Origin of the sequence: Pseudomonas sp. TSRC2-2 (assembly GCF_049897785.1) — a bacterium.
Lineage (GTDB): Bacteria > Pseudomonadota > Gammaproteobacteria > Pseudomonadales > Pseudomonadaceae > Aquipseudomonas.
The window spans coordinates 258574-277924 of sequence record NZ_JAFCWZ010000003.1 but is presented as its reverse complement, the minus strand read 5'-3'; the positions used below and the strand labels follow the sequence as shown (position 1 = coordinate 277924).

General features: G+C 61.2%; 19 protein-coding genes. 11 read left to right on the top strand and 8 right to left on the bottom strand.

What is annotated here, in order from left to right; genetic code table 11:
* Positions 1-48: 48 nt before the first annotated feature.
* From ftsX to ftsY, 3 genes are read right to left on the bottom strand one after another with little or no spacing between them, the layout of a single operon-like run.
* Entirely contained in the window at positions 49-1074 is a 1026-nt protein-coding gene (ftsX, locus tag ACP7D9_RS07280) for a permease-like cell division protein FtsX (protein ID WP_312999692.1), read from the bottom strand.
* On the bottom strand, positions 1071-1742 hold the full coding sequence (gene ftsE / locus ACP7D9_RS07275; protein WP_003229148.1) for a cell division ATP-binding protein FtsE: 672 nt from the start codon (positions 1740-1742) through the stop codon (positions 1071-1073). Before ftsE ends, ftsX begins: the two co-directional genes overlap by 4 nt.
* The gene (gene ftsY, locus ACP7D9_RS07270; protein WP_101161274.1) at positions 1739-3229 is read right to left on the bottom strand and encodes a signal recognition particle-docking protein FtsY; all 1491 of its coding nucleotides are present in this window, start codon (positions 3227-3229) and stop codon (positions 1739-1741) included. The genes ftsE and ftsY overlap by 4 nt, the downstream gene beginning before the upstream one ends.
* 345 nt (positions 3230-3574) lie before the next feature.
* On the opposite strand from ftsY, the gene ACP7D9_RS07265 reads away from it, so the two are divergent.
* The 4 genes from ACP7D9_RS07265 to ACP7D9_RS07250 all read left to right on the top strand — a co-directional run bounded on the left by ACP7D9_RS07265 (position 3575) and on the right by ACP7D9_RS07250 (position 8088).
* On the top strand, positions 3575-4930 hold the full coding sequence (locus ACP7D9_RS07265) for a M16 family metallopeptidase (protein ID WP_426156441.1): 1356 nt from the start codon (positions 3575-3577) through the stop codon (positions 4928-4930).
* A complete protein-coding gene (locus ACP7D9_RS07260) occupies positions 4923-6413 on the top strand; it encodes a M16 family metallopeptidase (protein WP_397478643.1) in 1491 nt (496 codons plus the stop codon). The genes ACP7D9_RS07265 and ACP7D9_RS07260 overlap by 8 nt, the downstream gene beginning before the upstream one ends.
* Entirely contained in the window at positions 6413-7027 is a 615-nt protein-coding gene (gene rsmD / locus ACP7D9_RS07255; RefSeq protein WP_101161286.1) for a 16S rRNA (guanine(966)-N(2))-methyltransferase RsmD, read from the top strand. Before ACP7D9_RS07260 ends, rsmD begins: the two co-directional genes overlap by 1 nt.
* Before the next feature lie 65 nt (positions 7028-7092).
* A complete protein-coding gene (locus ACP7D9_RS07250) occupies positions 7093-8088 on the top strand; it encodes a hydrolase (protein ID WP_426156438.1) in 996 nt (331 codons plus the stop codon).
* A gap of 382 nt (positions 8089-8470) precedes the next feature.
* Here the strand turns inward: ACP7D9_RS07250 and ACP7D9_RS07245 are convergent, their stop codons facing one another.
* Together ACP7D9_RS07245 and ACP7D9_RS07240 are read right to left on the bottom strand one after the other, a co-directional pair.
* The gene (locus ACP7D9_RS07245) at positions 8471-9325 is read right to left on the bottom strand and encodes a sulfurtransferase (RefSeq protein WP_426156436.1); all 855 of its coding nucleotides are present in this window, start codon (positions 9323-9325) and stop codon (positions 8471-8473) included.
* A 31-nt stretch (positions 9326-9356) separates the two neighbouring features.
* A complete protein-coding gene (locus ACP7D9_RS07240) occupies positions 9357-10028 on the bottom strand; it encodes a TetR/AcrR family transcriptional regulator (protein ID WP_016772708.1) in 672 nt (223 codons plus the stop codon).
* A gap of 147 nt (positions 10029-10175) precedes the next feature.
* On the opposite strand from ACP7D9_RS07240, the gene ACP7D9_RS07235 reads away from it, so the two are divergent.
* The 5 genes from ACP7D9_RS07235 to ACP7D9_RS07215 all read left to right on the top strand — a co-directional run bounded on the left by ACP7D9_RS07235 (position 10176) and on the right by ACP7D9_RS07215 (position 14854).
* Entirely contained in the window at positions 10176-11606 is a 1431-nt protein-coding gene (locus ACP7D9_RS07235; RefSeq protein WP_426156434.1) for a coniferyl aldehyde dehydrogenase, read from the top strand.
* 29 nt (positions 11607-11635) lie between these two features.
* A complete protein-coding gene (locus ACP7D9_RS07230; RefSeq protein ID WP_426156432.1) occupies positions 11636-12181 on the top strand; it encodes a twin-arginine translocation pathway signal protein in 546 nt (181 codons plus the stop codon).
* A gap of 75 nt (positions 12182-12256) precedes the next feature.
* Positions 12257-13852, top strand: a complete 1596-nt coding sequence (locus ACP7D9_RS07225; protein WP_426156430.1) for a GMC family oxidoreductase N-terminal domain-containing protein — start codon at positions 12257-12259, stop codon at positions 13850-13852.
* Between the two features lie 115 nt (positions 13853-13967).
* On the top strand, positions 13968-14447 hold the full coding sequence (coaD, locus tag ACP7D9_RS07220; protein ID WP_003229157.1) for a pantetheine-phosphate adenylyltransferase: 480 nt from the start codon (positions 13968-13970) through the stop codon (positions 14445-14447).
* A gap of 155 nt (positions 14448-14602) precedes the next feature.
* Positions 14603-14854: a YfhL family 4Fe-4S dicluster ferredoxin gene (locus tag ACP7D9_RS07215; protein WP_003195146.1), complete on the top strand. Its 252-nt coding sequence runs from the start codon at positions 14603-14605 to the stop codon at positions 14852-14854.
* 61 nt (positions 14855-14915) lie between these two features.
* On the opposite strand, the gene ACP7D9_RS07210 is transcribed toward ACP7D9_RS07215, so the two are convergent.
* Genes ACP7D9_RS07210 through ACP7D9_RS07200 form a run of 3 tightly spaced genes read right to left on the bottom strand, consistent with a single transcriptional unit; the run spans position 14916 to position 16933 of the window.
* Positions 14916-15239, bottom strand: coding sequence for a multidrug transporter (locus ACP7D9_RS07210; protein ID WP_426156428.1), 324 nt, complete (start codon positions 15237-15239; stop codon positions 14916-14918).
* Between the two features lie 56 nt (positions 15240-15295).
* A complete protein-coding gene (gene mutM / locus ACP7D9_RS07205) occupies positions 15296-16108 on the bottom strand; it encodes a bifunctional DNA-formamidopyrimidine glycosylase/DNA-(apurinic or apyrimidinic site) lyase (protein ID WP_101161307.1) in 813 nt (270 codons plus the stop codon).
* Between the two features lie 12 nt (positions 16109-16120).
* Positions 16121-16933, bottom strand: coding sequence for an HDOD domain-containing protein (locus ACP7D9_RS07200; RefSeq protein ID WP_426156721.1), 813 nt, complete (start codon positions 16931-16933; stop codon positions 16121-16123).
* A 228-nt stretch (positions 16934-17161) separates the two neighbouring features.
* Between ACP7D9_RS07200 and ACP7D9_RS07195 the strand changes: the two genes are divergently transcribed.
* The gene (locus tag ACP7D9_RS07195) at positions 17162-17701 is read left to right on the top strand and encodes a type 1 glutamine amidotransferase domain-containing protein (RefSeq protein ID WP_101161312.1); all 540 of its coding nucleotides are present in this window, start codon (positions 17162-17164) and stop codon (positions 17699-17701) included.
* Positions 17702-17847: 146 nt separating this feature from the next.
* Complete coding sequence (locus ACP7D9_RS07190) at positions 17848-19044, top strand: class I SAM-dependent rRNA methyltransferase (RefSeq protein ID WP_016772700.1); 1197 nt, start codon at positions 17848-17850, stop codon at positions 19042-19044.
* Positions 19045-19351: the final 307 nt, after the last annotated feature.

The following is a 19351-nucleotide window of genomic DNA, read 5'->3' as shown; positions in this document are numbered from 1 at the left end:
TACAAGTTCCCATAAAAACCGCAAGGTCAATCACGCGCAAAAAAGATTCTACTTCGGCGCCAGCTCCCTGAGATGACGTGCGACTGCAATCCATGCACCGATATAACCCAACAGCACCGCGCCAAGCAAGAGCGACAGACCGTCGGCCACTGGCACACCGGCCAGGGCGAAATCACTGCCGTACAAGCCGGCCAGTCCGACCACCGCATCGTTCAGCCAGTTCAGGCCGAACGCCAATACACCCCAGGACAACAGCCCTGCACCGAAGCCATACAACGCGCCCATATAAAGGAAAGGGCGACGCACATAACTGTCAGTGCCGCCGACGAGTTTAATCACTTCTATCTCGGTGCGGCGGTTTTCAATATGAAGACGAATGGTATTGCCTATCACCAAAAGTAATGCAGAAACCAGCAGCACCGTCAGACCGAAGACAAACCGATCGCCCAGCTTGAGGATGGCGGCCAGACGCTCGACCCAGACTAGATCAAGTTGCGCCTGTTGTACCTTGGGCAGCTCGGAAAGTTTTTGTCTTAATGCTTCGAGTGTCGCCTTGTCGACTTCGTTCGGTGTCACCAGCACCACACCGGGCAAAGGGTTTTCGGGCAGCTCACGCAGGGCTTCGCCCAAACCGGACTGCTGCTGAAACTCTTCCAGCGCCTGGTCGCGGCCGACATATTCGGCATCAGCTACGCCGGGCATGCCTTTGATCTGCTCGCGCAGCGACTCGCCTTGCTCCGGGCTGGCGTCCAGTTGCAGGTACAGCGAAATCTGCGCCGCGCGCTGCCACGAACCGCCGAGACGTTCGACATTGTTCAGCAGCAGCGACAGGCCCATCGGCAAGCTCAACGCCACGGCCATCACCATGCAGGTGAAGAAACTGCCGATCGGCTGTTTACCGAGGCGGCGCAGGCTGTCGAGCAGGCTGGCACGATGACTTTCGACCCAGGCGCGGAAGAGCGTGGCGAAGTCCGGGCCGTCGTCATCGTCGTGTTTTTTCTTCTTTTGCGGTTGCGGGTCGGCGGCTTTCGGGGCCACGCGCTCGGAAACCTTAGGACTGCGTGTCGCACTCATACGCCGGCCTCCCCGTCGCCGATCAAACGGCCGCGCTGCAGGGTCAGCATGCGGTGACGCATGCGCGCGATCAGCGCCAGGTCGTGACTGGCGATCAGCACGCTGGTGCCCAGACGGTTGATGTCTTCGAACACGCCCATGATTTCCGCCGCCAGACGCGGGTCGAGGTTACCGGTCGGTTCGTCCGCCAGCAGCAAGGCCGGGCGATGCACGATGGCGCGGGCGATGCCGACGCGCTGTTGCTGGCCGGTGGACAAGTCGCCGGGGTACAGATCGGTTTTATCCGACAGCGCTACGCGCTCCAGCGCCGAATCGACACGCTTGGCAATTTCGGCCTTGGACAGGCCGAGGATCTGCAGCGGCAAGGCGACGTTGTTGAACACTGTGCGATCGAACAGCAACTGGTGGTTCTGGAACACTACGCCGATCTGTCGGCGCAGAAACGGAATCTGCGCGTTGCTGATGGTGCTGAGGTCTTGCCCGGCGAGCAGCAGCTTGCCGCTGGTCGGGCGTTCCATCGCCAGCAACAGGCGCAACAGCGTGGATTTACCGGCACCGGAGTGGCCGGTAACAAACAAGAATTCGCCACGACGGACTCGAAAGCTCAGCTCATGCAAGCCGACGTGACCGTTCGGGTAGCGTTTACCGACCTGTTCGAAACGAATCATGAACGCTCCCGCTCGGCAAACAGTGCCTGGACAAAGGGTTCGGCTTCAAAGGTACGCAAGTCGTCGATGCCTTCGCCGACGCCGATGTAGCGAATCGGCAGACCGAACTGCTTGGCCAGGGCGAAAATCACCCCACCCTTGGCGGTGCCATCGAGTTTGGTCAGCGCCAAGCCTGTCAGTTCGACGGTCTGGTTGAACTGCTTGGCCTGGTTGATCGCGTTCTGCCCGGTGCCAGCATCCAGCACCAGCAGAACTTCGTGCGGAGCGTCGGCGTCGAGCTTGCCAATCACCCGGCGCACCTTTTTCAGCTCTTCCATCAGGTTGTCTTTGGTGTGCAGACGACCGGCGGTGTCAGCGATCAACACATCGATGCCACGGGCCTTGGCGGCCTGCACGGCGTCGAAAATCACCGAAGCCGAATCGGCACCGGTGTGCTGGGCGATGACCGGAATCTTGTTGCGCTCGCCCCACACCTGCAATTGCTCGACGGCTGCGGCACGGAAGGTGTCACCGGCGGCGAGCATGACTTTCTTGCCTTCCAGTTGCAGCTTCTTCGCCAGCTTGCCGATAGTGGTGGTTTTGCCGGCGCCGTTGACGCCGACCACCAGAATCACGAACGGCTTGTTCTGCGAGGCGATTTTCAGCGGTTGCTCGACCGGCTTGAGCATCGCCGCCAGTTCAGCTTGCAGGGATTTGTACAGGGCGTCGGCGTCGGCCAACTCCTTGCGCGCAACTTTCTGGGTCAGGCGCTGGATGATCTGGGTGGTGGCTTCAACGCCGACGTCGGCGGTGAGCAGACGGGTTTCAAGGTCATCGAGCAAATCGTCATCGATGGTTTTGCGCCCCAGAAACAGGCTGGCCATGCCCTCGCCGATACTGGCGCTGGTCTTCGACAGGCCTTGCTTGAGGCGGGCGAAGAAACCGGCTTTGGTTTCTTCGGTGCGCGGGGCTTCTACAGGAGGCTCAGCAGCCGCCTCATCCGGCACGACTGGCGCAGCGACAACCGGCGCAGGCACCACAACAGGCGCTGGCTCGGGCGCTTGAATGATCGGTGCCGCTGGTGCAGGAACAACCGGCGCCGGCTCGATGACCGCTTCCACCACAGGCTCGGGCTCGACAGCAGGTTCCACAACCACTTCAGGGATCGCCGGCGTCACATGCGGCGCTGCCTCTTCAACGAAGGCCACCGGTTCTTCCGCCACCGGCAAGGTCAGCCAAGGCTCGGCGGCCGGCGTCAGCGGCAACTCCGCAGCCACTGGCGCTTCAGGCTCGGCCGCGACCTCCGGCTGCAACACCGGTTCGGCGATCGGCAGCACAATCGGCGCCGGCTCTTCTTCTATTACAGGTGCTGGCGCTGGGGCCGGCTCAGGAATCGCGGGCGGCTGTTCGACGACGGGTTCCTGCGGTTTCTTCCGCAGCCATCCGAACAGGCTTTTCTTCTCGCCAGCCGCAGCTGGGCTCTTCTTGTCGTCGTTGGAACCAAACATGGAGGACGGCTATCTCACGGTAGCGACGCGCCAACAGGGCGCCCCGGCAAATAAATATTCGATGCAGAACAGACTGTGTTTCACTCAGCTTGTTCACGCGCAACATTTTGTCGAGGCACCGAAGGCACCTCAAGGATCGTCTTTACGATGGTCTAAACCGGCGAAAAATCGGCGAAAACGCAGAGTCTGGTTGCCAAACCGCTGCCTTGTGCCGCAAACCCATTCAGCCTTATCAGGTTGCAGAACCTCATAGGCGTGGTCTCCGGTAAAACGGATCAGTATCCTAGCACCTCCTCGCCCGCCTAGGCTAAGACCAAGCGGGCAGCCCAACAGGTTGAAAATCGAATGAATGCTCTAGCCCGCCGCGCTGCTGGCCTGCTGCTCAGCGCAGTCTGCCTGCCCCTTTCGGCCCTGGCGGCCGACCCGCAACCGACCCACGAATTCACCCTCGATAACGGCCTCAAGGTCGTCGTGCGAGAGGACCATCGTGCGCCTGTGGTCGTTTCGCAGATCTGGTACAAGGTCGGCTCCAGCTACGAAACCCCGGGCCAGACCGGTCTGTCCCATGCGCTCGAGCACATGATGTTCAAGGGCAGTGAAAAAGTCGGCCCCGGCGAAGCTTCGCTGATCCTGCGTGACCTCGGCGCCGAAGAGAACGCGTTCACCAGCGACGACTTCACTGCTTATTACCAGGTACTGGCCCGCGATCGTCTCGGCGTGGCCTTTGAGCTGGAAGCCGACCGCATGGCCAATCTGCGCCTGCCGGCCGACGAGTTCGCCAAGGAGATCGAAGTCATCAAGGAAGAGCGCCGCTTGCGCACCGATGACAAACCGATGTCCAAGGCCTACGAGCGCTACAAGGCCATGGCTTACCCGGCCAGCGGCTACCACACGCCGACCATCGGCTGGATGGCTGACCTTGACCGCATGAAAGTCGAGGAACTGCGCCACTGGTACCAATCCTGGTACGCGCCGAACAACGCCACGCTGGTGGTGGTCGGTGACGTCACTCCGGACGAAGTGAAAACCCTCGCCCAGCGCTATTTCGGCCCGGTCGCCAAACGCGCCGTGCCGCCGGCGAAAAAACCGCTGGAACTGGCCGAGCCCGGCGAACGCCAGATCACCCTGCGCGTACAAACCCAACTGCCCAGCCTGATGCTCGGCTTCAACGTGCCGAGCATTGCTACCGCTGAAGACAAACGCTCGGTCAACGCCCTGCGCCTGATCTCGGCGCTGCTCGACGGCGGCTACAGCGGGCGCATCCCGACGCAACTGGAACGCGGCGAAGAGCTGGTCTCCGGCGGCTCGTCGGACTATGACGCCTACACCCGCGGCGACAGCCTGTTCACCCTGTCGGCCACGCCAAACACGCAGAAGAAAAAGACCATCGCTCAGGCCGAAGCCGGCTTGTGGAAACTGCTTGAGCAACTGAAAACCACCGCGCCGTCCGCCGAAGAGCTGGAACGCGTCCGCGCTCAAGTCATCGCCGGCCTGGTCTACGAGCGTGACTCGATCACCAGCCAGGCCACCGCGATCGGTCAACTGGAGACGGTCGGTCTGTCGTGGACGCTGATGGACACTGAACTGGCCGATCTGGAAAGCGTGACCCCGCAAGACATCCAGAACGCCGCGAAAAAGTATTTCACCCGCGAACGTCTCAGCGTCGCCCACGTCCTGCCAATGGAGACGACTCATGAGTGAGCGCAAAACCCCACGCCTGATGCTGCTTGGCCTGCTCGCTGTCGCAGTGATCGGCTCGGCAGCGGTTTATCTGTCGCCAAGCGCGGACAGCCAGGCCAGTGAAGCTCTGGATAACGCCAAGTCCAGTCAGAAACTGCAATCGCTGGCCGAACTCGACGGCAAGGCCCCGGCCAGCCGCAAGCTCGATGTGCAGACCTGGACCACTGCTGAAGGCGCCAAAGTGCTGTTCGTCGAGGCCCATGAGTTGCCGATGTTCGACATGCGCCTGATCTTCGCCGCTGGCAGCAGCCAGGATGGCAACGTACCCGGCCTTGCGGTGCTGACCAACGCCATGCTCAACGAAGGCATCGCCGGCAAAGACGTCGGCGCCATCGCTCAAGGATTTGAAGGCCTCGGCGCGGATTTTGGCAACGGTGCGTTCAAGGACATGGCGCTGGCCTCGCTGCGCAGCCTGAGTGCTGCCGAGCAGCGCGAACCGGCGCTTGAGCTGTTCGCCGAAGTGGTCGGCAAACCGACCTTCCCCGCCGATTCCTTCGCGCGCATCAAGAACCAGTTGCTCGCCGGTTTCGAATACCAGAAACAGAACCCCGGCAAACTCGCCAGCCTGGAACTGATGAAGCGTCTGTACGGCGACCACCCTTACGCACATTCCAGCGATGGCAATCCGCAAAGCGTGCCGAAGATCACCGTCGCGCAGTTGCGTGAATTCCACGCCAGGGCCTACGCCGCAGGCAATGCGGTGATCGCGCTGGTCGGCGATTTGTCGCGCGCCGAAGCCGAGGCGATTGCCAATCAGGTCTCCTCTGCCTTGCCGAAAGGCCCGGCGCTGGCCAAGATCGCTGCGCCGCAGGAACCGAAGGCCAGCGTCAACCACATCGAGTTTCCTTCCAAACAGACCAACCTGATGCTCGCGCAACTGGGCATCGACCGCGACGATCCTGATTACGCTGCGCTGTCGATGGGCAACCAGATTCTTGGCGGCGGTGGTTTCGGCACGCGCCTGATGAGCGAAGTGCGCGAGAAGCGTGGCCTCACCTATGGCGTGTACTCGGCGTTCAGCCCGATGCAGGCTCGTGGCCCGTTCATGATCAACCTGCAGACCCGCGCCGAGATGAGCGAAGGCACTCTGAAACTGGTGCAGGACGTGCTCGCCGACTACCTGAAAACCGGGCCGACGCAGAAAGAACTCGACGATGCCAAGCGCGAACTGGCCGGCAGCTTCCCGCTGTCCACCGCCAGCAACGCCGACATCGTTGGCCAACTCGGCGCGATGGGCTTCTATAATCTGCCGCTGAGCTATCTGGACGATTTCATGCGTCAGTCGCAGAGCCTGACTGTGGAGCAGGTCCGCGATGCGCTGAACAAACACCTGAGCACGGAGAAAATGGTCATCGTCACCGCTGGCCCGACCGTGCCGCAAAAGCCGTTACCGGCCCCATCTGATAAACCTGCCGAGCAACCGCTCGGGGTTCCGGAGCATTAATGGCGACTCGAGCACCGAAAAAACCTGTGCAAAACGTGCACAACGGCGTGAATCAGCTGCGCATCATTGGCGGCCAGTGGCGCAGCCGCAAGCTGAGCTTTCCCGATGCACCGGGCCTGCGCCCGACCCCGGACCGCGTGCGTGAAACCCTGTTCAACTGGCTCGCGCCGTATGTCGAAGGGGCGAAAGTGCTCGACCCGTTCGCTGGCAGCGGCGCGCTGTTTCTCGAAGCGCTTTCTCGTGGCGCGGCCACGGCTCAGGCGCTGGATGCGAGCAACGTTGCGGTTTCCAGCCTGAAAGAACACCTCGGCACCTTGCGTTGCAGCAACGGCCAGGTTCAAACCGCCGACGCGCTGCGATACCTCGAGACCCAGACCGCGACGCCGTTCGATCTGGTGTTCCTCGACCCGCCGTTCAACCAGAACCTGTTACCAGCGGTTTGTACTTTGCTGGAAGAGCGCCAATGGCTGGCGGCCGATTCGTGGATCTACACTGAAAGCGAAACAGCGCCATCGACGCTGGGCCTGCCGGGCAACTGGCGTTTGCACCGCGAGCAGAAATCCGGTCGCGTGTATTACGCGCTGTGGCAGCGCACGGCGGACATCGCCGGCTGACCAGCTCGCAAGCAACCTGCGGCGAGGGAGCGTGCTTCCTCGCCACGAGCACATCGAGAATCATCGTGCCCCCTTCGCCAGAACGCTTCATTCCCGCCTTCGGCCTCGGCAATCCGCACCTGCAAACCTTGTGGGGGCCGCTGTGGCGCAACACCGTGCACATCGAGCGCGAACGAGAACGCCTGTGGCTCGAAGACGGCGACTTCCTCGACCTTGACTGGCACGGCCCGCACAGCGCCGAGGCGCCTTTGGTACTGGTGCTGCACGGTTTGACCGGTTCTTCCAATTCGCCCTATGTGGCGGGCATTCAAAAAGCCCTGGCCGAGCAGGGCTGGGCCAGCGTCGCGCTGAACTGGCGCGGTTGTTCAGGCGAGCCGAATCTGTTGCCGCGCAGCTACCACTCCGGCGCCAGCGAAGACCTTGCCGAAGCCATCCAGCACCTGCGCGCTAAACGACCGTTGGCACCGCTCTACGCGGTCGGATATTCACTGGGCGGCAACGTGCTGCTCAAACATCTTGGCGAAACCGGCAGCGCCAGCGGCGTACTCGGCGCGGTGGCAGTGTCGGTGCCGTTCAGGCTCGACCAGTGCGCGGACCGTATCGGTCAGGGATTTTCGCGGGTGTATCAGGCGCACTTCATGCGCGAGATGGTCGCCTACATCAAGAACAAGCAACGCCAGTTCCAGCATGACGGGCGCGAAGACGGCCTGGCGAAACTGGCGGCGCTCGGTTCGCTGGAAAACATGCGCACGTTCTGGGATTTCGATGGCCGGATTACCGCCCCGCTGCACGGCTTCGATGATGCCGAGGATTACTACCGCCGCGCCTCGAGCCGCTACTACCTCGGTGAGATCCGCACGCCGACGCTGATCATTCAGGCAGCGGACGATCCGTTCGTGTTCCCGCACAGCCTGCCGCAGGCCGACGAATTGTCAGCCTGTACGCAATTTGAACTGCAGGCGCGTGGCGGTCATGTCGGTTTCGTCGACGGCTCGATGCGCAGGCCCGGGTATTACCTGGAGCGGCGTATCCCGCAGTGGTTGACCGCAGCAGATCGCTGAACATAACTCTTGGCAGGAGCGAGCTCGAGCGCGAAAGCGGTGGGTCAGTTGGCGGTGATGCTGGATGTGCCGACGCCTTCGCGGGCAAGCCCGCTCCCACAGGGATCGTGCTGGAATGAAAATGGATGGCTCAGTTCATTCCATCGTGGGAGCGGGCTTGCTCGCGAAGGCGGTGGGTCAGTTGGCGGTGATGCTGGATGTGCCGACGCCTTCGCGGGCGAGCCCGCCCCCACAAGGGATCGTGCTGGAATGAAAATGGATGGCTCAGTTCATTCCATTGTGGGAGCGGGCTCGCGCGCGAAAGCGGTGGGTCAGTTGGCGGTGATGCTGGATGTGCCGACGCCTTCGCGGGCAAGCCCGCTCCGACAAGGGATCAGCGACTTTATTCGCCCGTGGCAATGCCGCGCGACGGTTCGTTTATCCACTCGCTCCACGATCCGGCATACAGCGCGCCCAGCGGATAGCCAGCCAGGCACAGCGCAAACAGGTTATGGCACGCCGTCACCCCGGATCCGCAGTAAGCGACCAGTTCCGACGCAGAGCGCTCGCCCAGTTTCGCGGCAAAGCGCTGCTTGAGCTGCTCCGCCGGCAAGAAGCGCCCATCACTGCCGAGGTTGTCGGTAAACGCCGCACACTGTGCGCCGGGAATATGCCCGGCGACCGGATCGATCGGCTCCATTTCGCCCTTGAAGCGCGGCAAGGCGCGGGCGTCGAGCAAAGTCAGCGTTGGCTGGCCGAGGCGTTGCTGCAACTGCTCGGCGCTGAGCAGCAGGTGCATGTCCGGCTGACCGCTGAAGTTACCCGGTGTCACGCTCGGCGGATCCAGGCTCAGCGGCAGGCCGGCCGCGTGCCAGGCCTTGAGCCCGCCATCGAGAATGAACACACCGTCGCGTTTACCCAGCCATGCCAGCAACCACCATGCCCGCGCCGCATACGTACCCGGGCTGTCGTCATACAGAACCACATCGCTGTCGTTGCTGATGCCCCAGGCTTGCAGGCGTTCGATCAGCTCCGCCGCCTCGGGCAACGGATGCCGACCGGTCACGCCCCTCTCTACTTTACCGCTCAGATCACGCTCCAGATCGGCGAAACTCGCCCCGGCAATATGCCCTTCGGCGTAGCTGCGCTGACCGTAATCCGGATCTTCGAGGGCGAAACGACAATCGAGAATCACTAGCCCCGGCTGCTCTTTGCGAACGTCCAGTGCTTGTGGGCTGATCAACTGCGCAATCGACATAACGGGCTCCTGTGGCATTCGGCTGAACGGTTTATTTCACATCTTCGAGAGCCTGCGCCAGCGGCACATAGAACTCGTCGAACAAGGCATTGACCTCATCGCGCGCCTGATCGGTGACAAACCCTGCTTCCAGCACCAGCACCTGATACACGCCTCGCTTTACGGCCTGTTCGCTGAGGTGGTTGGAGTTTTCCCGCGTGGTGCACAGAAAACGTACCCATGAGGTCAGGATGATCCACGCGTTGAGGGTCAGCGATTCGATCTGTACGCGGTCCATTTTCAGGATTCCGGCGGCGACAAAACCTTCGTAGATCGCGGCACCCTGGATCACGCAGCGCTGGGAAAAGCGCCGATAACGCGCGGCCAGTTCCGCATCGCTGTCGAGCAGATGCTCGAGGTCGCGGTGCAGAAAACGGTAGCGCCACATGGCCGAGAGCAGTTCCTTGAGATAGAAACGCTTGTCCTCGACCGTCGCCGGACGGCCCTGAGGCGGACGCAAAAAGCTGTCCACCAGGGCTTCGTACTCACTGAACAACACGGCGATGATCGCCTGCTTGTTGGGGAAGTGGTAGTACAGGTTGCCCGGAGAAATCTCCATGTGCGCGGCGATGTGGTTGGTGCTGACGCTGCGCTCGCCCTGCTGATTGAACAGCTCCAGGCTGTTCTGAACGATGCGCTCGCTGGTTTTTATTCGTGGGGCCATGGCTTGAGCTTTAATTCAGAGTGCGTTGACGGCGCATCTTACGACCTAACCGGAAACGGATAAAACACTGACGTGCGCGGAAGTCGTTTGACTTTCTAGAGCATCGACTCTAAAAAGTGCTCACTACAATAAAATCCGGAGCCTGCGATGACTGCCGACGTTGCCTACCTGCAAACCCTGCAACAGCCGCTCGAAACGCTTGATCGGCAGTTTCAGGCGCAACGCTCTGCGTATGCCGCCCACCCGATGCCACCCGCTGCGCAACGGCAACAGTGGCTCAAGGCTCTGCGCGAGTTGCTCAGCAGTGAGCGTCAGGTATTGATCGAAGCGATCAGCACCGATTTCAGTCACCGCAGCGCCGACGAAACCCTGCTCGCCGAGCTGATGCCGAGCCTGCACGGTATTCACTACGCCAGCCGTCACCTGAAAAAATGGATGAAGCCCTCAAGGCGCAAGGTCGGCGTGGCGTTTCAACCGGCTTCGGCGAAGGTGGTCTATCAGCCGCTGGGCGTGGTCGGGGTGATCGTGCCGTGGAACTACCCGCTGTATCTGGCCATAGGCCCGATGGTCGGCGCCCTGGCGGCGGGCAATCGGGTGATGCTCAAGCTCAGCGAATCGACCCCGGCCACCGGGCTGCTGCTCAAGCAATTGCTCGCACGGATCTTCCCCGAAGATCTGGTTTGCGTGGTGCTTGGCGAGGCGGATGTCGGCGTAGCCTTCTCGCGCCTGCCTTTCGATCACCTGCTGTTCACCGGCTCCACCAGCGTCGGCAAGCATGTCATGCGCGCTGCGGCGCAAAACCTCACGCCAGTGACGCTGGAACTGGGCGGCAAGTCGCCGGCCATCGTCTCCAGAGACGTACCGCTCAAGGACGCCGCCGAACGCATCGCCTTCGGCAAAACCCTCAACGCCGGGCAGACCTGCGTCGCGCCCGACTATGTGCTGGTGCCGGAAGACCGGGTCGGCGCTTTCGTCGAGGCCTATCGTCAGGCTGTGAAAGGCTTCTACCCGACCCTGACCGACAACGCCGACTACACGGCAATCATCAACGAACGCCAGTTGGCCCGGCTCAACGGTTACGTCAGCGACGCGACCAGCAAAGGCGCGCTGCTGATCCCGTTGTTCGAGCAAGGCCAGGGGCGCCGCATGCCGCACAGCGTGCTGCTCAATGTCAGCGATGAGATGACCGTGATGCAGGACGAAATCTTCGGCCCGCTGTTACCGATCGTGCCTTATCGCGATCTGGAGCAGGCATTGGCTTACATCAACCAGCGGCCTCGTCCTCTGGCTCTTTACTACTTTGGCTACGACAAACGCGAACAGCATCGCGTATTGCACGAGACCCATTCCGGCGGCGTATGCCTGAACGACACCTTGCTGCACGTTGCCCAGGACGATATGCCCTTCGGTGGCATCGGTCCCTCGGGGATGGGCCATTACCACGGCCACGAAGGTTTCCTGACGTTCAGCAAGGCCAAGGGCGTACTGATCAAACAGCGTTTCAATGCGGCGCGGCTGATCTACCCGCCTTACGGCACATCAATTCAGAAACTGATTCAGAAGCTGTTCATTCGCTAAACGTTCGTCGACGCCGGGTAATAACAACAATGCACCCAAGCCTGACCGAAACCCCCACCCTGTCGCGCCGTGGCCTGCTGAAATTCAGCCTCGGCGCCACAGCATTTCTGGCCACTGCCGGCCTTGGCGCCAGCCTGACTGGCTGCTCGTCGAGCGTCAGCGCCAACGGCTTTGTCAGTTTGCGCGACGGCGACCTGCTGTTCCTGCGTGCGCTGATCCCGCTGATGCTCGACGGCGCCGTCGCCGCAGAAAAAATGTCCGCAGCGGTCGACGGCACTTTGAAGTCGCTGGACTACAGCCTCGATCACCTGTCGCCGGAAATGCTCAAGCTCACCCGACAACTGTTCGACGTGCTGAGCATGGCCGTGACCCGTGGGCCGCTTACGGGGATCTGGGGCAGTTGGGAAAACGCCAGTGCCGAAGCGATGCAGCAATTCCTCGAACGCTGGGAGAACAGTGCTCTGAACCTGCTGCGCATGGGCCATAGCTCGTTGCAGCAAATGGTGATGATGGCTTGGTACACCCGCGCTGAATCCTGGGCGCATTGCGGTTATCCCGGACCGCCGACCGTCTGAGATCGGCGGCGTGGCCTTCGCGAGCGAGCTCGCGAAAAGTCCCTCAAGAACAATAAAAACCAGAGAACCTGACCGATGCCCGTACCCGATCCCTTCCGCGAAGGCCTTGCCCGAGGCTGGAAAACCTACAACGGCGCGCAACTGAGCGGCGACCTCACTCTGGAAGCCGACGTCGCCATCATCGGCAGCGGCGCCGGTGGTGGTACGACGGCAGAGATTCTCAGCGCGGCCGGCTACAAAGTCCTGCTGATCGAAGAAGGCCCGTTGAAAACCAGCTCGGATTTCAAACTGCTCGAAGACGAGGCCTACAGCAGCCTGTATCAGGAAGGCATCGGGCGCATGAGCAAGGACGGCGCGATCACGATCCTGCAGGGGCGCGCGGTCGGTGGCACGACGCTGATCAACTGGACCTCGAGTTTCCGCACGCCCGAGCCGACCCTCGAACACTGGGCCAGCGAGCACAACGTCGCAGGCCATAGCCCGGCAGAGATGGCGCCGTGGTTCGAAAAAATGGAGCAGCGCCTGGGCGTCGCGCCGTGGACGGTGCCGCCCAACGCCAACAACGACGTGATCCGCAAAGGCTGCGAGCAACTCGGCTACAGCTGGCATGTGATTCCACGCAACGTGCGCGGCTGCTGGAACCTCGGCTATTGCGGCATGGGCTGCCCGAGCAACGCCAAGCAATCGATGATGGTCACGACCATCCCGGCGACGCTGGAAAAGGGCGGCGAGCTGCTGTATCTGGCGCGGGTGCAGAAACTGCTCATCAGCGGCGACAAGGTTACCGGTCTGCATTGCGTGGCGATGGACGAACGCTGCGTCGAGCCGACCGGGCGCAGCATCACGGTCAAGGCTCGGCATTACGTGCTGGCCGGCGGTGGTATCAACAGCCCGGCGCTGTTGCTGCGCTCTGACGCGCCGGATCCGCATGAGCGGGCAGGCAAGCGTACTTTTCTGCACCCGGTGAACATGTCCGCCGCGCGCTTCGCCGAGGTGGTCAATCCGTTCTACGGCGCGCCGCAGTCAATCTATTCCGATCATTTCCAGTGGAAGGACGGCACTACCGGGCCGATGGCGTTCAAACTCGAAGTGCCACCGCTGCACCCGGCGCTGGCGGCGACGCTGCTCGGTGGTTTTGGTGGGGAGAACGCGCAACACATGGCTGATCTGCCGCACACCCACGCAATGCTGGCGCTGCTGCGCGACGGCTTCCATCCGGACAGCAGCGGTGGCTCGGTGGAGTTGCGCGGCGACGGCTCGCCGGTGCTCGACTATCAAGTCTCGCCATACGCCTGGGACGGGTTGCGTCGGGCCTTTCATGTCATGGCGGACATTCAGTTCGCTGGCGGTGCGCAAGCGGTCATGCCGATGCATGCCGATGGTCGTTATGTGAAGACACTCGCCGAGGCGCGCTCAATGATCGATGGATTGAGCCTGGAGCTGTACCGCACGCGACTCGGCAGTGCCCACGTCATGGGCGGTTGCGCAATGGGTGAAGATCCGAAAAGCGCGGTGGCCGACAGCCTCGGTCGCCATCATCAGCTCAGGAATCTGTCGATTCACGACGGCTCGCTGTTCCCCACCAGCATTGGCGCCAACCCGCAGCTGTCGGTGTATGGTCTGACCGCGCAACTGGCGACAGCCTTGGCTGACCGACTGAAAAATCCATGAAAAAGCAGAATATTCCTGTCGTCTATAGTGCTTTCTTACCCAACAGGCGACTTGGCCGACCGGGAAGGCTGCGATACCATCCGACTCCCCAACGGACTCCCGCCAGGACGACGCGATGAACCGAGTGTTGTACCCAGGTACCTTCGACCCTATTACCAAGGGCCATGGCGATCTGGTCGAACGCGCCTCGCGCCTGTTCGATCACGTGATCATTGCGGTCGCCGCCAGCCCGAAAAAGAACCCGCTGTTCCCGCTGGAACAACGGGTCGAACTGGCTCGCGAGGTCACTAAACACCTGCCGAACGTAGAAGTGGTCGGTTTTTCGACGCTGCTTGCGCACTTCGCCAAAGAGCAGAACGCCAACGTGTTCCTGCGTGGTTTGCGAGCGGTGTCAGACTTCGAATATGAATTCCAGCTCGCCAACATGAACCGCCAACTGGCGCCGGATGTGGAGAGCCTGTTTCTCACGCCGTCCGAGCGTTATTCGTTCATTTCCTCGACGCTGGTCCGGGAAATTGCCGCGCTGGGCGGCGATATCAGCAAGTTCGTCCACCCGGCCGTGGCCGACGCGCTGACCCTACGCTTTAAAAAGTAGGAGCTGCCGAAGGCTCGGGCTGCGATCAGACGATCTTTGTTTTTTGATCGCAGCCATGCCCTTGATCGCCCCCGCGTGCACAGCGCTCGCCAATGCGGCACAATTGCGCGCATTGATTTATAGCGCCCGGGCCTGCCGCCCCGGCTGGAGTTAGCATGTCCCTGATCATTACCGACGATTGCATCAACTGCGACGTCTGCGAACCCGAGTGCCCGAACGCCGCCATCTCCCAAGGCGAAGAGATCTACGTGATCGACCCGAACCTGTGCACCCAGTGCGTCGGCCACTATGACGAACCGCAGTGCCAGCAGGTCTGCCCGGTGGATTGCATTCCACTGGACGAAGCCCATCCGGAGACTGAAGAACAGTTGATGGAGAAGTACCGCAAGATCACCGGCAAGGCCTGAATCGCTAAAAAGATCGTCCGATCGCGGCCCGAGCCTTCGGACGATCTTTTGATCCTGTCCTTCACTCGCGCTGCTCGAACCCCTCCCCCGTACACCCCAGACACCGCATGAACGCCGCTTTCGCCGGGACAACCACCAGCGCCTGCCCGGCATCGCCGACACCGCCACCCAACGCGGTAAACGGCAACGACACCACAAATGCTCCCGCACCGATTACCGTGGCCACCACCAGCAAAGGCCGGGCAATCAGCAAATCACCGAGCATGGCGTAGGCCGGGGGATTCTGAATGGTATAACGCGGGTCACCGCTGCCGTTTTCCGAGGCCTGAACGAGCAGGCTGGAACACAGCAGCAGCGTGACGGAGAAGACTTGCAGGACTTTCATGGCACGATCCTTCGGGCTGCACAGTGAGACATCTCACTATAGACCCAAGGATTTTTTCAGCTCTGGCAGCGCGGGCAGAACACGCTGGCGCGCTGGCCCAGCTTCACTTCGCGCAGGCCGGTGCCGCAGACCTTGCAGTGCTGACCTCCGCGGCCGTAGACAAACAGCTCCTGCTGGAAATAGCCCGGCTGACCATCACCGCCAATGAAATCGCGCAACGTGGTACCGCCACGCTCGATGGCGGCGGCGAGGATTCGTTTGATCTCGATCGCCAGTTTCAGATAACGCCCACGGGAGATACCACCCGCCTCGCGGCGCGGATCAATGCCCGCAGCGAACAGCGCTTCGGTCGCATAAATATTGCCGACCCCGACCACCACCGCGTTGTCCATGATGAAAGGTTTGACCGCCATCGAACGTCCGCGTGACAGCTTGTACAACCTTTCACCATCGAACAGATCAGTCAGCGGCTCCGGCCCGAGGCGAATCAGCAGCTCGTGATTGAGCGGGTCGTTGCTCCACAGCATCGCGCCGAAGCGCCGCGGATCGGTGTAGCGCAGGGCCAGTCCCGATTCCAGTTCGATGTCGACGTGCTCGTGCTTCAATGCCGGCAACCCGGCCTCGACCAGACGCAGATTGCCGGACATGCCCAAATGGCTGATCAGCGTGCCGATCTCGGCGTTGATCAACAGGTATTTGGCGCGCCGCTCGACCAGCACGATTCGCTGCCCGGAAAGGCGTACATCCAGGTCTTCCGGGATCGGCCAGCGCAGACGCCGGTCGCGGACGATGACCCGGCTGACGCGCTGGCCTTCCAGGTGCGGGGCAATCCCGCGACGGGTGGTTTCGACTTCCGGCAGTTCAGGCATGGTGTCCTCGGATCAATGCGCGCCGAGGTCGCGAATCGTTTGTTTGAGTGTTTCGAAATCGTAGTCAGACAGACCGACGTAATCGAGCACCAGCGGGCCGACCGCATCCCATTCGAAATCTTCGTTCTGGTTGCCCAGCACCCGGTAAGAGGCGCAGATGTGCTCGGCCATTTTCAGAATCGCCAGCAAGTTTTTCAGCTGGCTGTTTTTCGACGATTCGTCGCTGAAAATCGCCAGCGCGTTGTGGTGATTGGCGATGGCGGCGCTGACATGCTCCGGCAGGCGCCAGGACTTGGCCGTGTAGTAACCGACCACGGCGTGGTTGGTGTTGAACACACGGTTCTCTGTATCGACCACGCGGCATTCCGGGCTGGCGCTGGCGTAGGCCTCCTCCAGCACGGTCATGTAATCGGGGAAACGCTGCAGCATCAATGGCACACCGCAATCGTGAAACAGGCCCAACGCATAAGCTTCGTCGCCAGCCTGGGTGCCGATGCGCTTGGCCAGGGTCAGGCAGGTCATCGCCACATCCTGCGCGGTGTCCCAGAAACGGTTGAGAGTGACGATGGTGTCGTCGTTCATCTCGCCCTTGATCGACTGCGCGTTGATCAGGTTGATGATCGAACGGCTGCCCAGCAGGTTCACCGCGCGCTGGATCGAAGTGATCTTGTTGCTCAGGCCGTAATAAGGCGAATTGACGATTTTCAGCAGCGCGCCGGACAGGCCCGGGTCCTGGGAGATCAGCCTGGCGATCACCTCCAGATCCGGGTCGGGCATGTACTGCTCCATTTGCAGATCCACCATGATCTGCGGTTGCGCCGGCACACTGATGCCTTGCAGCGATTGTTGAATCTGTTCGGTGGTCAGCTCTTGGGACATAAGTACACACTCCGGGGCAGGCGGCGATTCTAACCGCTGAAACGGCAGGGGGACACACCGATGGGCACATCGCCGGAACTTTCATCCGCGCACAGGCTTCGGACTCTGTAGGGCGCATCGGACCTCGACGGTTCGCTGCGAAGGCAAAATCTCCACAGACTCAGGAGCTTACCGATGGCAACTTCCCTCAATGGCAAACGCGTCGCTATTTTGGTTACCGATGGTTTCGAACAGGTCGAAATGACCGGTCCCAAGGATGCCCTGGAGCAGGCCGGCGTGCAGGTCGATATCCTGTCGGCCGAGACCGGCACGGTCAAAGGCTGGAACCATGACAAACCGGCGGACGACTTCCCGGTCGCCAACACCTTCCAGGCTGTGAGCGTCGATCAATACGATGCCGTGCTCCTGCCCGGTGGCGTGCAGAATTCCGACACCATCCGTATCGACCAGGACGCTCAGCATCTGGTCAAGACCGCAGCCTCGGCCGGCAAGCCGATTGCCGTGATCTGCCATGGTAGCTGGCTGCTGATCTCGGCGGGACTGGTCAATGGCAAGACCATGACCAGTTACAAAACGGTCAAGGACGATCTGGTCAATGCCGGTGCGAACTGGGTCGATCAGGAAGTGGTCAAGGACGGCAACCTGATCAGCAGCCGCCAGCCGGATGATGTGCCGGCGTTCAGTCAAGCGCTGATTGACGCACTGGCTGCGTAATCTTCAGCATCGCTCCCACACTGGATTTTGTGTTCACCTGTGGGAGCGAGCTTGCTCGCGAAGGCGTCGTCAGCGTTTCATCGCATCCTCAGCCCAGCGCAAACCTCAACACGCTATACTCCCGCTCTTTTTTCCGGAGCGACGTCATGTCCCTGCCTAGCCTGCGCCTCAAAGCCAACGCCGACCGTCGCCTGCGCAACGGCCACTTGTGGGTCTACAGCAACGAAATCGACGTGGCCGCCACGCCTCTGCACGGCTTCAAGGCCGGTGATCAGGCGGTGCTGGAAGCCGCCGGCGGCAAGCCGTTGGGCATCGTCGCCATGAGCCCGAACAACTTGATTTGCGCGCGCCTGCTGTCGCGCGATATCAAGCTGGCCCTGGACAAGTCGCTGCTGGTACATCGCCTGAATGTCGCGCTGTCGCTACGCGAGCGTCTGTTCGACAAGCCGTTCTATCGCCTGGTCTACGGCGATTCCGACCTGTTGCCGGGCCTGGTGGTTGATCGTTTCGGTGACATCCTCGTAGTGCAGATCGCCTCGGCGACCATGGAAGCGCATAAAGACGACGTGATCGCCGCGCTGACCCAGGTGCTCAAGCCAAGCGGCATCCTTTTCAAGAATGACTCCGCCGCCCGGGACGCCGAAGGCCTCAACCGTTATGTCGAAACCGTGTTCGGTCTGGTGCCGGAATGGGTCGCGCTGGAGGAGAACGGCGTCAAGTTCGAAGCGCCGGTCATTCAAGGCCAGAAAACCGGCTGGTTCTACGACCACCGCATGAATCGCGCACGTCTGGCGCCTTACGCCAAAGGCAAACGCGTGCTCGACCTCTATAGCTACATTGGTGGCTGGGGTGTGCAGGCCGCTGCATTCGGCGCCAGCGAAGTGTTCTGCGTCGACGCCTCCGCATTCGCCCTCGACGGCGTCGAGCGCAACGCAGCGCTGAACGGCTTTGCCGACAAGATGACCTGCATCGAAGGCGACGTCTTTGAAGCGCTGAAGGAACTGAAAGCCAGCGAAGAGCGTTTCGACGTGATCGTTGCCGACCCGCCAGCCTTCATCAAGCGCAAGAAAGACATGAAGAACGGCGAAGGCGCCTATCGTCGTCTGAATGAGCAAGCCATGCGCCTGCTGACCAAGGACGGCATTCTGGTCAGCGCTTCATGCTCGATGCACCTGCCGGAAGACGATCTGCAGAACATCCTGCTGACCAGTGCCCGTCATCTGGACCGCAACATCCAGATGCTCGAGCGTGGCGGCCAGGGTCCGGATCATCCGGTTCATCCGGCCATCGCCGAAACGCGCTACATCAAGAGCATCACCTGCCGCCTGCTGCCCAACAGCTGATCACGGTTGAACACGGGGAGCCGCTGAGCTCCCCGTTTTTTTGCGCCCCCTCCTCGCTCCTTAACACTCGACATGAGTGTTTTCGCCCTCTTCCTACAACTATTTTCTCGCTACCTTGCAGGAAGTTTCGCCGCACCTATTAATTAGCGAAATTCAACCTACACAGTTAGCCCTTTGCAATAGATCACTCCGACAAAATTACTGGAATATTCCTACTTAATATCCGCTTGCCAATATCCGATTACAAACTATTATGAAGTTGTCGCCACGAAGCGACCTCAACTTTCAATGAACAAGGAGTTCACAT

What these genes read in the sequence shown, in the direction of transcription:
- ftsX (WP_312999692.1), bottom strand. Translation starts at nt 1,074, where the DNA reads ATGAGTGCGACACGCAGTCCTAAGGTTTCCGAGCGCGTGGCCCCGAAA.
- ftsE (WP_003229148.1), bottom strand. Translation starts at nt 1,742, where the DNA reads ATGATTCGTTTCGAACAGGTCGGTAAACGCTACCCGAACGGTCACGTC.
- ftsY (WP_101161274.1), bottom strand. Translation starts at nt 3,229, where the DNA reads ATGTTTGGTTCCAACGACGACAAGAAGAGCCCAGCTGCGGCTGGCGAG.
- ACP7D9_RS07265 (WP_426156441.1), top strand. Translation starts at nt 3,575, where the DNA reads ATGAATGCTCTAGCCCGCCGCGCTGCTGGCCTGCTGCTCAGCGCAGTC.
- ACP7D9_RS07260 (WP_397478643.1), top strand. Translation starts at nt 4,923, where the DNA reads ATGAGTGAGCGCAAAACCCCACGCCTGATGCTGCTTGGCCTGCTCGCT.
- rsmD (WP_101161286.1), top strand. Translation starts at nt 6,413, where the DNA reads ATGGCGACTCGAGCACCGAAAAAACCTGTGCAAAACGTGCACAACGGC.
- ACP7D9_RS07245 (WP_426156436.1), bottom strand. Translation starts at nt 9,325, where the DNA reads ATGTCGATTGCGCAGTTGATCAGCCCACAAGCACTGGACGTTCGCAAA.
- ACP7D9_RS07240 (WP_016772708.1), bottom strand. Translation starts at nt 10,028, where the DNA reads ATGGCCCCACGAATAAAAACCAGCGAGCGCATCGTTCAGAACAGCCTG.
- ACP7D9_RS07235 (WP_426156434.1), top strand. Translation starts at nt 10,176, where the DNA reads ATGACTGCCGACGTTGCCTACCTGCAAACCCTGCAACAGCCGCTCGAA.
- ACP7D9_RS07230 (WP_426156432.1), top strand. Translation starts at nt 11,636, where the DNA reads ATGCACCCAAGCCTGACCGAAACCCCCACCCTGTCGCGCCGTGGCCTG.
- ACP7D9_RS07225 (WP_426156430.1), top strand. Translation starts at nt 12,257, where the DNA reads ATGCCCGTACCCGATCCCTTCCGCGAAGGCCTTGCCCGAGGCTGGAAA.
- coaD (WP_003229157.1), top strand. Translation starts at nt 13,968, where the DNA reads ATGAACCGAGTGTTGTACCCAGGTACCTTCGACCCTATTACCAAGGGC.
- ACP7D9_RS07215 (WP_003195146.1), top strand. Translation starts at nt 14,603, where the DNA reads ATGTCCCTGATCATTACCGACGATTGCATCAACTGCGACGTCTGCGAA.
- ACP7D9_RS07210 (WP_426156428.1), bottom strand. Translation starts at nt 15,239, where the DNA reads ATGAAAGTCCTGCAAGTCTTCTCCGTCACGCTGCTGCTGTGTTCCAGC.
- mutM (WP_101161307.1), bottom strand. Translation starts at nt 16,108, where the DNA reads ATGCCTGAACTGCCGGAAGTCGAAACCACCCGTCGCGGGATTGCCCCG.
- ACP7D9_RS07195 (WP_101161312.1), top strand. Translation starts at nt 17,162, where the DNA reads ATGGCAACTTCCCTCAATGGCAAACGCGTCGCTATTTTGGTTACCGAT.
- ACP7D9_RS07190 (WP_016772700.1), top strand. Translation starts at nt 17,848, where the DNA reads ATGTCCCTGCCTAGCCTGCGCCTCAAAGCCAACGCCGACCGTCGCCTG.